Genomic DNA, 12,327 nt, shown 5'->3' with positions numbered 1-12,327 from the left:
CAGCCCAGGTGGGGTCGCAATTTGGCTCGAAGTTGGTTAATCTGTTCCATGAGGGTTTGTGGTCTTTGTGGTAATTTCCATCAAACCCTCTCCCTGGCACTTTTTGCAACTTTTGTCCTGTACTGAGACCTGATAGTTATGCAAACCGCCGTAAGAATTAATAATTTTTCATTTTCCATTCTCCATTCTGACAAACAACCTACCCTTTACCGAACGCCGAAGGCGAACAATCTTTTTGAATTAAAAAGTAAGAATGAAGAATTTATAATTTGGAATTAACCATTCTCAATTCTTCATTCTACATTCTCAATTCTTCATTCTTCATTCTGAAGATTCTTCTTTGTCGATGTCTCTCGGATTAGGAACATCAAAAATAATCACAAATTCAGCCTCGGGCATGAGGCGTTTAAGAGCCGACCTATGACCCTCCGCATCGGATCGGTTGCGGAAACGAGCGACAACGACTCGTTGCATCTGTGGTAACAAGCGAACGATTGCCCATGGGTATAGGCGTTGACTGTAAGACATAATGAAATTACCTCCTTTTGAGTGGGAGACCCAGAGCCAGCCCGTGACGCTCTAACATCTGTGGGCTGGCTCTTCACTTATCTCCTTTTGAGTGTTCTCTTTTATAGAATAGCATAAAAATCGCACAATTATAACATATTTTGAAAATTTTTGTAACAATTTTGTGAGGGAGTAGGGAGTAGGGAGTAGGGAGTAGGGAGTAGGGAGTAGGGAGTAGGGAGTAGGGAGTAGGGAATAGTAAATGCGATTGACCATAGGTTACGCTACGCGATGCTCCTTTGGAGCCGCTGCGCGATCGCATTTACTGATCACAGCTAGATGCGATCGCATTTACTGATCACAGCTAGATGTGATCGCATTTACCTACCACAGCTAGATGTGATCGCATTTACCTACCACAGCTAGATGCGATCGCATTTACTGACCACAGCTAGATGCGATCACATTTACTGACCACAGCTAGATGCGATCGCATTTACTGATCACAGCTAGATGTGATCGCATTTACCTACCACAGCTAGATGTGATCGCATTTACCTACCACAGCTAGATGCGATCGCATTTACTGACCACAGCTAGATGCGATCACATTTACTGACCACAGCTAGATGCGATCGCATTTACTGATCACAGCTAGATGTGATCGCATTTACCTACCACAGCTAGATGTGATCGCATTTACCTACCACAGCTAGATGCGATCGCATTTACTGACCACAGCTAGATGCGATCGCATTTACTGATCACAGCTAGATGCGATCACATTTACTGACCACAGCTAGATGCGATCGCATTTACTGACCACAACTAGATGCGATCACATTTACTGACCACAGCTAGATGCGATCGCATTTTCCTACCACAGCCATCTGCGATCGCATTTTCCTACCACAGCCATCTGCGATCGCATTTTCCCACCACAGCCATCTGCGATCGCATTTTCCTACCACAGCCATCTGCGATCGCATTTTCCCACCACAGCCATCTGCGATCGCATTTTCCCACCACAGCCATCTGCGATCGCATTTTCCCACCACAACCGATTCCCGATTCCCGATTCCCGATTCCCGATTCCCGATTCCCAATTCTCAATTCCCAATTCTCAATTCTCAATTCTCAATTCCCTGTAGTATCACCTGTCCAGGGATATATTTTTCCTCTAGGATTGAAAATTGTTATGATCACGGGTTATTCAACAGAAAAACAAAGGGAGCTTTTGCCGAAATACCACTTGCAATTCCTGAAGCTTACAATAGCGATGGTTAATTGAAGCTCAAACTGCTTAATTGAGTATAACGGAAAAAGAAACTAATAATTGTTCGATCTTTTTTCGGTTGCTCAATCGGTCTGGACTAGATCTATCGCAGTTTTCAATTGGTTGAGGTAGATTTTGGAGTTTAGGCAAAAGGCAAGAGGGAACAGGGAAAAAATCCTGTGTACTTCATAGGTATGAGGTAAGCATTCAGCCGTCAGCCGTCAGCCGTCAGCTTATTTTATTCACAAGTTGTTCGGTGTAGCGTGCGCTATGGGCATAAACTGTTTCGGTAGCGTGGCCAAAGGCCTTTAGCTGAATACTTACGATCTGAAAAACCCTATAACCACAGGATCGCTATCAAAAACGCGTTCGCGTAGCGTGACCAAAGGTCAATCGCGTGCATCTCATTAAAGTTTGACTCGGTGATGGGTTACTACCGACCGTTGATTAGCTGACGGCTGAGGGCTGATAGCTGAATGCTTACCTCCCTACTCCCTACTCCCTGCTCCCTACTCCCTAATTCCTACCCAATTGAAAACCTTGAATAGTCGCTTGTTAACCAAATCACAACTTCAGCACAAATCATGAAAAACTCAGAAATACCAATCCCAAATCCCGCCCAAACCATGATGGCGGATGACCAATCCATGACCAATTCACCAGAAACTATGGACAATCAAGACCTAGGGATGGCAACCGCCCCATCCATGGAAAGCCCAAAAGAAGTCATCAACGTTGACGCCCAACATTCCTATCCTCCCTATCCTCCCTATAACCCACCATCCCTAACCCTTGACACAATTACTACTGTGACTATGCCAGTGCTGACTCCTGGTAACAATGGTGACGCCGTACGATTTTTGCAGCAGATCCTAATCAGCTTGGGCTACACCATTGTTAAATTTAACGCCAATTTTGACCGATATACCTACCTAGGTGTGACTCAATTCCAACGCAACAACCGTTTGAAAGTGGATGGAGTAGTTGGCTGGCATACCTGGCGTAAGTTGGGTGAAGCTAGTGTCTCCCGGCGTCGTTACTAGGGCATAGGGAGTAGGGAGTAGGGAGTAGGGAGTAGGGAGTAGGGAGTAGGGAGTAGGGGAGTCAGATCAGTTTTCCCTTTTGCCTCTTGCTTCTTGCCTATTCTGTATTCCCGATTCCCGATTCCCGATTCCCGATTCCCGATTCTAAATTCTAAATTCTAAATTCTAAATTCTAAATTCTAAATTCTAAATTCCCGATTCCCTGTTCCCTCCTGATTAATCATTCGCCAAGGAAAAATTGACACAAATATCCAATATACTGCTCGCTTTGTGTATGCTTTAATTACACAGATACCTCTCTAGCATTTTCATTGTTTCACATCTCAACTGAAAATGCTAGGGTTGATCAGATACTTTAGAAAAGTTAGCAATCAAAAAGACAACCGGATCAATCCGGTCATTTATTATCATCCCTCTACTTAACGTCGAGGACTTTCAACTGCAAGTTTTTTTGGTAGGCGCGGATTTCTCGATCCACAGTTGCCACTGTCAAACCTTTCTCCAAAGCCTGGCTGATCAGCATCCTATCAAAGGGATCGCGATGGAGCAGGGGCAATTTTGATAACTGAGTCACACTACCTTCATCAAGATCGAGACTAGCAATTTGGTGAAGTTCACGCTGCTTTGGCAAAAACTTCTCTGGTGGCTCTGGCAATGGTAGCTTACCCAGTTGATACTTGACTATTGCCTCCCAAACTGAAACAACACTCAAGTAGACTTCGTTATCTGGGTCGCGGATGATGTCTCGAACATCTGTTGATAGCCGAGTGTCGCCACTGATGAACCATAGGAAAATATGCGTATCTAACAGAATTTTCACTATTGCTCAAACCCGTCTAGAATCTCATCTGGCAACGGGGCATCAAAATCATCAGGGACTTTAAACTGGCCGAGACAGAGTCCAAATGGACGTAACTGCTTTTGAGGAGTAGTTTCAGACTGCTGCTGTCCATACTTGCCCAACAGAAAATCAATGAAGTCTAATACCTGCTGCTGGAATACAGGTGGTAGCGCTTGCCATTTAACAAACAGCTCTTCCCTAGTTGCAGTAGGAGCATCCATGATTTATTACCTTAAACTATAGTCCACTTTATTCTAGCTGGGAGTAGGGAGTAGGGAGTAGGGAGTAGGGAACAGGCAAGAGGCAAAAGGCAAGAGGCAAGAGGCAAGAGGGAACGCTGAGCTGACTCCCGATCTCCCCACACTTTCGACAGTTGAGAAAACCGTTGCACTGAGCACATAGTTCCGACACTCCCCCCCGAAGTCCCTTTTTAGATCAATTTTGATCAAAAAACCGTTGCACTGAGCGCACACTTGAAAAAACCGTTGCACTGGCCGCACACTTCCGACACTTGGGACACTCCCCTTGCTTGGAAGTTCCTTTTCCTATCAATAGTGATCAGAAAACCGTTGCACTGAACGCACACTTCAGAAAACCATTGCACTGGCCGCACAGTTCCGACACTGTTGCCTATTGCTAGCATGCCTATTCCCGATTCCCTATTCCCTGCTCCCGATTCCCTATTCCCTGCTCCCTTCTAATTGCTATACTCAAAGCGTTGCCTCTGGAACCATCATCATGCACCAAATTCACTTGAAGGAAGCAGAGACTAAACTGGCGGAACTACTTGAAGCAGCAGCAGCAGGGGAAGAGGTTGTCATCCTCGGTAGTGATGGGAAATCTTTTAGAATTGTGCCAATGATTGTAGTACAAGCAACCCCTAAGTTTGGCAGCGCTAAGGGGCTAGTCAAAATTTCAGATGATTTTGACTAACCGTTATAATATTATAGGGAACAGTGTATCTATTGATTTTTAAATCATTATAAAAAGCAAATGTAGCAATGCCTGCTAAGGATATATTTCATGATGTTGTCAAAAAAGCGCTTGTCCAAGATAATTGGGTAATTACTCAGGACCCGTTAACGTTAGATTTACGCGATCGCCAATTGCATATCGACTTAGGTGCCGAAAGGCTAATTGCTGCACAGAAGGAGAATCAGCAAATTGCCGTTGAAATTAAAAGCTTTATTTCATCTTCTAGTGTCTTTCAATTTCATTTAGCGTTAGGGCAGTTTTTGAATTACCGGATTGTACTACGCCTCAAACAACCACAACGAGTACTTTATTTGGCTGTTCCTTTATCCATTTACGACGATTTTTTTGGTGAAGAACTCCCTCAACTTAGTATTAAAGAGTTTCAAGTCAATCTGTTAGTCTTCGATCCTAACCAGGAGGTAATTGTGGAATGGATAAATTAAATCAGTATCGTGAAGCGATTAAGAAAATATTAACCGATTACAGTAAAATAAAACCTTCGTTTGGTGATATAGACCGCTATACTTCCTTTGATCTAGAAAACGACCACTATCAAATATTCAGTGTGGGTTGGGAAGAGCATCGTCGTGTCTATGGTTGCTTGATTCACATTGATATTATCAATGACAAGATTTGGATTCAATATGATGGGACGGAATATGGTGTAGCGAATGAGCTTACTGATTTGGGAATTCCTAAGTATGATATTGTATTAGCCTTTCACACTCCGTTTATGCGTCAGTATAGTGATTTTGCGGTGGGTTGAAGGGAATAGTGAGTAGGGAGTAGGGAGTAGGGAGTAGGGAGTAGGGAGTAGGGAGCAGGGAGCAGGGAGCAGGGAGCAGGGAGTAGAGAAGTGCGGCTCGTTCCAACTAGGAGCCTCTAGAAACTAGAGGGGTATGAGTTGGGAGAATCGTGAGGAATAACAACCTCAAAAGATTCTTAACTGTCTAGCGGATGTGGGTGAAAACCCCACCCTTGCGGAGATAAGTGACTCCCTACCTTGGCCACACCGAACAGGCGACATCCTGTAGAGTGAAGCTGGCACCAGGGCGCAATCAGTTGAAAAGAAGCAGGTAACAACACTGGCGCTAATGGGGAGGTGACATGGTTAAACAAGTCCTAGAAAAGTGTCCTACTGACCTACCATAACCTGAACAAAACATATGGAATGTATCCCCTACTCTCACAGAGTTATTTTCTCTAATATCTGTAATCTCCGAGAGGGGGATGGGCAAAATGGACTGGCCTAAATCACCAGAACAATCCAAAAGACGGAACGAGTAAAAACGACAGCAAAAAGAGGTCTAGGGAAAGGTCGAAACCCTGGTAAGTTATGTCAAACTTAATCCCTCCTGTCGGGTAGGATGTGACCGGAAACTGGTCACGGGTATCAAGTATATAGATGTTGGAGAAGAGCATGGGTAGACACAGCCAAAAAGCTAGTGACCTTTGGAAAGGGCATCCGTGGAAGAAACTCCGCCAAAACCTTTTCCGCCTACAAAAGCGACTATATAAAGCAGTTCGAGATGGTGACCTGAGAAAAGCTAGGTCTCTACAAAAATTGATAATGAAATCCCGTTCAGCTCAGTTATTGGCCATCCGTCAAGTGACACAGCTTAACAAGGGTAAGAGAACCCCTGGTATTGATGGGAAGACATCCCTCACATACCAGCAGAGATTGAAACTTCTTGAGCAATTGAACCGTTTTGGTTCTGACTGGAAACATAACGGACTGAGGGAAGTCCCGATAGCCAAGAAAAACGGGAAGACGCGAATGCTAAAAATCCCGACAATCGCTGACAGAGCATGGCAATGTTTAGTTAAATTCGCTCTTGAACCTGCGCACGAGGCAACCTTTCACGCCTGGAGTTACGGGTTTAGGACTGGACGCAGCTCGCATGATGCCCAAAAACATGTGTTCGACCATCTGAACTCAAGAAACAACGGCATAACAAAAAGGGTAATTGAACTAGACATCAAAAAGTGTTTTGACCGCATATCCCACAGCTCAATAATGGATAGATTGCTAGCACCGTCGTCTATTAAACAGGGGATTTTTAGATGCTTAAAAGCGGGCGTCAATCCGGAATTCCCGGAGCAAGGAACACCCCAAGGAGGTGTGGTCAGCCCACTATTAGCCAACGTGGCACTAAATGGAATAGAAAGCCTACATCCATCCATCCGCTACGCGGACGACATGGTAATATTCCTAAAGCCAAAAGATGACGCCCAAAAGGTGTTAGATAAGGTGAAGGGATTCCTAGCTGAACGTGGCATGGAAATCAGTGAAGAAAAGACCAAGATTACTCACTCGACAGACGGATTTGACTTCCTGGGTTGGAGATTCCGAGTCCAGAAGAATGGTAAGTTCCGAAGCATTCCCTCAGCGGACAACTTAAGAACTATCAAAAAGAAGATTAAAGCCGTGGTCAACAACTCGAACTATGGTGCAAAAGTAAAGGCGCAAAAACTAGCTCCCATAATAAGGGGCTGGAGAAATTACCACCGGAACTGCAAGATGGACGGCTCCAGGAATTCACTTTGGTTCACAAGTCATAGAGCCTTCAAGGTATTCCTGAAAGAGAAGAAAATCAATCGATACGAAGCCGAAAGGTTAGTAAAGAAAGCATTTCCGGGAGTGAAATACAAGGAAAATAAGCATATTAAAGTCAGGGGCACCAAGTCCCCATACGACGGAGACTTGATGTATTGGAGCGAAAGAAACTCTAAGCTCTACGATAATGCTACTTCCAAAGCCTTGAAAAAGCAAAACCATTGCTGTGGACATTGCGGACACAGGTTACTAAGTGACGAAGTTGTCCACCTCCATCACGTAGATGGAAACCACGATAACTGGAATCCCAGGAACCTAATGGCAATTCACCAGAGTTGTCACCAATACACACACAGTAGCCAAAAAGATACTTAGGAGCCGTGTGCGGTGAAAGTCGCACGCACGGATTTGAAGGAGAGGTGCTCCCCTTAATCGGGGACATCGACTCTAACTAGGCAAGAGGCAAGAGGCAAAAGGCAAGAGGCAAGAGGGAACGCTGAGCTGACTGCCCAGCTCCCCAGCTCCCCATCTCCCTATCTCCCAGCTGGCTATGCCATAATCACTATATATAGCAATCCTATCTGATTCGTGAAAGAAATGGGCTGCTTTAAGGCAGAAGGCAGAAGGCAGCTATGCTGAAGGGACCGGAGTTGGAACTAGTTTTTAAGAAGTCCAGTGATTTTACAAATGATTTAGGATTGCTATAGCGTTTCTCGTAGCTATGAAGTACACATTATTTTTTGCTTCTTCCCTCTTTCCTCTTTATTCTTATCTGCTCCCTGCTCCCTGCTCCCTGCTCCCTAAGACCCAAAAATTTGTACCTCACAAGTTGTATAATTGCTATAGACAACAATGGGGGAGTCATGAACATGAGCGAGGTTGTTTGAACTCTCCACGGGTTGAAACCACGTGGATTCTAAGCTGATGTTACTTCGCGGGTTAAAACCACGCTGCGTAACGCTTCACGATAGGATCTAGAAAGAGAATCCAGTCTGTATCGTTGTGGCAGGTTATTAAACTAAGCCAGTGAGTCACCTCACTGACTCGTCTTCAAAACCGTACGTGACAGTTTCCCGTCATACGGCTCCTCATTATAGGAACCATTTTCATTGGTACCTCTAGAACGGGTTGGCATCTAACTCAGATGAGTCGATTTTCTTTCCGTGCTTTATATCGTGGCAATGTAGGTGAAGTAACTCTAGGTTTTTGTCTGAGTTATTTCCACCGAGTGAGCGTGGTATTATATGATGCTTTTCCATTAAATCTCCATCCTTGAAGGTGAGACCACAATGGGCGCATACCCCTTTTTGCCTTTTCAAAAGTCTTCCCAATTGAGCTGGTCATTTCAGGGTGCTTCTGCATTCTGGTGCTCCAATAAATCAGGTCGCCATCGAATGGACTCCGGGTTTCTTTGACTTTTACGTGTCTGACTATTTTAGTCTTGGCGTGTTTTGGTAGGTAATTATCCTCACCGGTCATGAATACCCAATTGTCTATTTTCGGGGCTTCCCATGGTTTCTTGGGTTTTTCGACCTTAGTTCCCCAATATTTCTTATTTACCCAGGTTTTTGATTTATTAGGATGTCTCCTATATCCCCATCTTTGAAGTTTGTTCCAGAGTAAGTTATCTAGCTTGGAAAATATTTCCTTACTAACTACTGAGCTGTAATAATTACACCATCCTATTGTAATGGGTTTGAGTTTTTTAATTAAAGCCGTTTGTGATGCGGCTTTATGTTTATCAATGACTTCTGAAAGTCGCCCATAATACTCTTCTATTTTCTTCTTGGATGGTTTGATTAAAGTTTTGAAACCTTGTTTTGATTGGTGTTTTCCTACTCCGTATTGTCGGATGTTGAATCCGAGGAAGTCAAATCCTTTAGAGGTGTGGGTAACTTTGGTCTTACTAGGTTTCAATGCCAAGCCTATGTCTTTTAGCCAATCCTCAATGATTCTTTGACATTCTTCTACCACTTCCTGGTTCTTATGCATTATGACGAAGTCGTCTGCATATCGAATTAGACTTATGCTATTTCTTCTCTGGGTTTTGCTCCTTCCTTTTTCTTTTATTGTTTCAGCATAGGTCTTGATTCTTTCTTCCATTCCATGGAGGGCTATATTCGCGCTTGAGTGGAGATATTATCCCACCTTGAGGAGTACCCTCATCTGTAGGGGAGAATGTGTTCCTATCCATCACACCTGCTTTTAACCATTGTTTGATTAATTTTCTCATGGATGGATATGTATTTAATTTTGTAAGTAGAGCATTGTGGTTGATTTTATCAAAGCATTTTGATATATCGGCATCTAAAACCCATTTTGGTTTTTGTTTAATGCTAATATATATTGCTTCGATGGCATCGTGACAAGACCGTCCTGGTCGGAACCCGTAGGAGTTGGGTTCAAAGATTGCTTCCCATTCAGGTTCTAAAGCCTGTTTGGCTAGAGCTTGTAATGCTCGGTCGTATATGGTAGGTATCCCTAGAGGCCGTTTTTCAGTTTTTCCGGGTTTTGGAATCCATACCCTTCTTGTTGGTTGCGGCTTCTTGTATATTTTCAGGCTGGCTACTAAGGCGAGTCTTTGCTTATCAGTTAAAGCTTTTTTCCCGTCTATTCCGGCAGTCTTTTTGCCTTTGTTTTGTTGGGTTACCTTTCTGACCGCAATCATTTTTGCTGACCAGGATTTCATCAGAGTCTTTTGTAGCTTTCTTACCACGCGGATATCGCCACGTCTTGAGGCTCGATATATTCGGTTTGGCAACTTAAAGACAACTAATTCTAGCTTGCGCCAGTTGGTTATCTTCCATTCCGACTGTGGGGCGAACCCCCGAGTTTTAGACTTGTTCATTGCTACTTCTGACTATATCTTTTCCTATAACGTGAATCTGTCTGCGTATCCTAGACATTACTCTAGGCATTAGCTTCTGACTCAATCTTTCCTTCATAGGCCATGCGGCTAACTACCTACTTGGAGACCGACCTCTACCAAGAGTACCTATGAGGTTACTTCGTTCCTGATAACCATTCTTTGAACTTTTAGGGTGATACTATCCACCGGGAGTTTAGGGAAATCATTGTAGAAGCCTTGAATCCTACAATCCTTTGTACTCCGTAACTTATTGTTTGTAGCGTTTCAGCCTTTTTTCGCTACGTTAGGGTGACGGTGGTTCGGGTGTATCTTCCTCTCGTACCCATGAGTTCTATTGCCTGTTACTAACCCCACCTTAGGCTGGTAGAGCTTCACTATTCGACCCCGCTTTAACCTAGAGCTTGTTAATTCTCATTGGTTAGGGGTAGGGCTGTCACTCGGATTTCACGAGGGTTGGTATCTCACCAACATGGTTATCAAGTTGTCAAGGTTCATTTACCTTGCAGTTAATCCCCCTGATTCCATAAAGGTTTTCAGGTTTCTAACTAACGAATCGCACCAAGGCTGCCCTACCGACCTCGGCTAGGGGAAACCCTAGCTGTGTCACTACTTTCCGAAGGATGTTGCATGCTCCAATTACGGTCGATGTCCCCTATTACGGGGAGCACCTCCGCTTCAGAACCGTGCGTGAAACTTTCGCCTCACACGGCTCCTAAGTATCTTTTTGGCTCCAATGTAATTGCTGGTGGCAACTTTGATGTACAGCCATAAGGTTGTCCTTTTTCCAGTTGCTGTGATTTCCATCGATGTGGTGGAGGTGAACTCGTTCTTCATCAGTGAATTTCATACCGCAATATCCACAGGAATGGTTTTGGTCGCTTAGGGCTTTTGAGGTAGTATTGTCGTACAGTCCGGAGTTTCTTTGACTCCAGTAGACTAAGTCTCCGTCATATGGTGACTTAGTCCCTTTGACATTTACGTGCTGATTTTGTTTGTACCCTACGGCTGGAAAAGCTTTCTTGCATAGTTCGTTGGCTCTGTACCGTTTTACTTTCTTTTCCTTTCGGAATTTACGGTTTGCGGTTTTAGCCATAAACCATAAACTATCTCGGGAACTGCTCATGTCACAGCTTTTGTGGTAGTTCCTCCATCCACGCACTATTGGTGCTAACTTTTTGGCCTTAACTTCCGCTCCATAATTCGAGCAATTGACCACGGTTTTAATCTTCTTGCGTATATTCCTATGGTTCTCCACTGAGGGAGTGCAGTGGAATTTTCCGTTTTTCTTGACTCGCATGTGCCAGCCTAGGAAATCAAATCCGTCTGTCGTTTTGGTTATCTTGGTCTTTTCTTCGCTGATTTCCATCCCTCTTTTTGCTAGGAATGTTTTAATTTTCTCTAGCACTTTGTCAGCTTTATCTTTTGGTTTGAGGATTATAACCATATCGTCTGCATATCTAATGCATCTGTTTCTGGGGTTTATTTCCTCTACTCCGTTTAGTGCTATGTTGGCGTATAGTGGACTGACTACACCTCCTTGGGGTGTGCCTTGCTCCGGGAATTCCGGATTGATGCCTGCTTTTAGACATCTGAATATCCCCAATTTCAGACCCGCAGGTGCTAGCAATCTATCCATAATGGAGTCGTGGGAGATGCGGTCAAAACACTTTTTGATGTCTAGTTCGATTACTCTTTTGTTGATGCCGTTCTTGTCCGATTTCAGGTTTAAGAATAGTAGTTTTTGTGCGTCTTGGGCACATCTACCTGTTCTGAATCCGTAACTGAAGGCGCTGAACGTTGCTTCATGAGCTGGTTCAAGAGCGAATTTTGCTAGACATTGCCATGCTCTATCTTGAATTGTTGGTACTTTCAACATTCTCGTACCCCCGTTTTTCTTAGTTATCGGGATTTCCCTTAAACCTTGGTGCGTCCAATTTTCCGCACTGGAGCCTAGTATTTTGAGTACCTCGAACCTTTCTTTGTAGCTTAGGGATTCTTTCCCGTCTACTCCGGCAGTTCGTTTTCCTTGATTGAGTTGTGTCACTTGTCGGATAGCCAAAAGTTGTGCTGACCGGGATTTCATTATCAGTTTCTGTAGAGACCGAGCTTTCCTTAGGTCGCCTTCTCGAACTGCTTTATATACTCGCTTTTGTAGGCGGAAAAGGTTCCGGCGGAGTTGCTTCCACTTTTGGCTTTTCCAGAGGTCACTGTATTTCATACGTGTCTACCCATGCTCTTCTAGAGTTTGTATATCTTGAT

13 protein-coding genes and 1 pseudogene are annotated in these 12,327 nt (G+C 44.1%); 6 read left to right on the top strand and 8 right to left on the bottom strand.

Features of this window, described 5'->3' with window-relative positions:
• Nucleotides 1-321: 321 nt before the first annotated feature.
• Nucleotides 322-528, bottom strand: coding sequence for a hypothetical protein (locus tag F6K63_RS17000; RefSeq protein ID WP_287312738.1), 207 nt, complete (start codon nt 526-528; stop codon nt 322-324).
• Nucleotides 529-579: 51 nt separating this feature from the next.
• Nucleotides 580-783 carry a hypothetical protein gene (locus F6K63_RS16995; RefSeq protein ID WP_287312737.1) on the bottom strand — a complete coding sequence of 68 codons (204 nt, stop codon included), beginning with the start codon at nt 781-783 and terminating at the stop codon, nt 580-582.
• 556 nt (nt 784-1,339) lie between these two features.
• Between F6K63_RS16995 and F6K63_RS16990 the strand changes: the two genes are divergently transcribed.
• Nucleotides 1,340-1,798, top strand: coding sequence for a hypothetical protein (locus F6K63_RS16990; protein ID WP_287312736.1), 459 nt, complete (start codon nt 1,340-1,342; stop codon nt 1,796-1,798).
• Between the two features lie 569 nt (nt 1,799-2,367).
• Nucleotides 2,368-2,826, top strand: coding sequence for a peptidoglycan-binding domain-containing protein (locus F6K63_RS16985; RefSeq protein WP_009149902.1), 459 nt, complete (start codon nt 2,368-2,370; stop codon nt 2,824-2,826).
• A gap of 415 nt (nt 2,827-3,241) precedes the next feature.
• Here the strand turns inward: F6K63_RS16985 and F6K63_RS16980 are convergent, their stop codons facing one another.
• The 3 genes from F6K63_RS16980 to F6K63_RS16970 are packed head-to-tail and all read right to left on the bottom strand — an operon-like array spanning nt 3,242 to nt 4,067.
• Nucleotides 3,242-3,646, bottom strand: coding sequence for a type II toxin-antitoxin system VapC family toxin (locus F6K63_RS16980; RefSeq protein ID WP_009149899.1), 405 nt, complete (start codon nt 3,644-3,646; stop codon nt 3,242-3,244).
• Nucleotides 3,646-3,888 (bottom strand): type II toxin-antitoxin system VapB family antitoxin, encoded by a 243-nt coding sequence (gene vapB / locus F6K63_RS16975; RefSeq protein WP_009149896.1) that lies wholly within the window; start codon nt 3,886-3,888, stop codon nt 3,646-3,648. Before vapB ends, F6K63_RS16980 begins: the two co-directional genes overlap by 1 nt.
• 11 nt (nt 3,889-3,899) lie before the next feature.
• On the bottom strand, nt 3,900-4,067 hold the full coding sequence (locus tag F6K63_RS16970; protein ID WP_154659903.1) for a hypothetical protein: 168 nt from the start codon (nt 4,065-4,067) through the stop codon (nt 3,900-3,902).
• Between the two features lie 233 nt (nt 4,068-4,300).
• Between F6K63_RS16970 and F6K63_RS16965 the strand changes: the two genes are divergently transcribed.
• From F6K63_RS16965 to F6K63_RS16955, 3 genes are all read left to right on the top strand, one after another.
• Nucleotides 4,301-4,600 (top strand): hypothetical protein, encoded by a 300-nt coding sequence (locus tag F6K63_RS16965; RefSeq protein ID WP_287312735.1) that lies wholly within the window; start codon nt 4,301-4,303, stop codon nt 4,598-4,600.
• A 68-nt stretch (nt 4,601-4,668) separates the two neighbouring features.
• On the top strand, nt 4,669-5,085 hold the full coding sequence (locus F6K63_RS16960) for a XisH family protein (protein WP_287312734.1): 417 nt from the start codon (nt 4,669-4,671) through the stop codon (nt 5,083-5,085).
• Nucleotides 5,073-5,408, top strand: a complete 336-nt coding sequence (locus F6K63_RS16955; RefSeq protein ID WP_009149888.1) for a XisI protein — start codon at nt 5,073-5,075, stop codon at nt 5,406-5,408. The genes F6K63_RS16960 and F6K63_RS16955 overlap by 13 nt, the downstream gene beginning before the upstream one ends.
• Here the strand turns inward: F6K63_RS16955 and F6K63_RS16950 are convergent.
• Nucleotides 5,374-5,514, bottom strand: a complete 141-nt coding sequence (locus F6K63_RS16950) for a hypothetical protein (protein ID WP_287312733.1) — start codon at nt 5,512-5,514, stop codon at nt 5,374-5,376. The two genes, F6K63_RS16955 and F6K63_RS16950, sit on opposite strands and share 35 nt — an antisense overlap.
• 548 nt (nt 5,515-6,062) lie before the next feature.
• Between F6K63_RS16950 and F6K63_RS16945 the strand changes: the two genes are divergently transcribed.
• Nucleotides 6,063-7,574, top strand: coding sequence for a group II intron reverse transcriptase/maturase (locus F6K63_RS16945; protein ID WP_287312732.1), 1,512 nt, complete (start codon nt 6,063-6,065; stop codon nt 7,572-7,574).
• A 661-nt stretch (nt 7,575-8,235) separates the two neighbouring features.
• Here F6K63_RS16945 and ltrA read toward each other — a convergent pair.
• Nucleotides 8,236-10,047, bottom strand: a pseudogene (ltrA, locus tag F6K63_RS37875) (group II intron reverse transcriptase/maturase).
• A gap of 733 nt (nt 10,048-10,780) precedes the next feature.
• A complete protein-coding gene (locus tag F6K63_RS16935; RefSeq protein ID WP_287312731.1) occupies nt 10,781-12,286 on the bottom strand; it encodes a reverse transcriptase domain-containing protein in 1,506 nt (501 codons plus the stop codon).
• Between the last annotated feature and the right edge of the window lie 41 nt (nt 12,287-12,327).

Source organism: Moorena sp. SIO1G6 (genome assembly GCF_010672795.1).
In the GTDB taxonomy this organism is placed as follows: Bacteria; Cyanobacteriota; Cyanobacteriia; order Cyanobacteriales; family Coleofasciculaceae; genus Moorena; species Moorena producens.
This window is presented reverse-complemented; position numbering and strand designations above follow the sequence as displayed.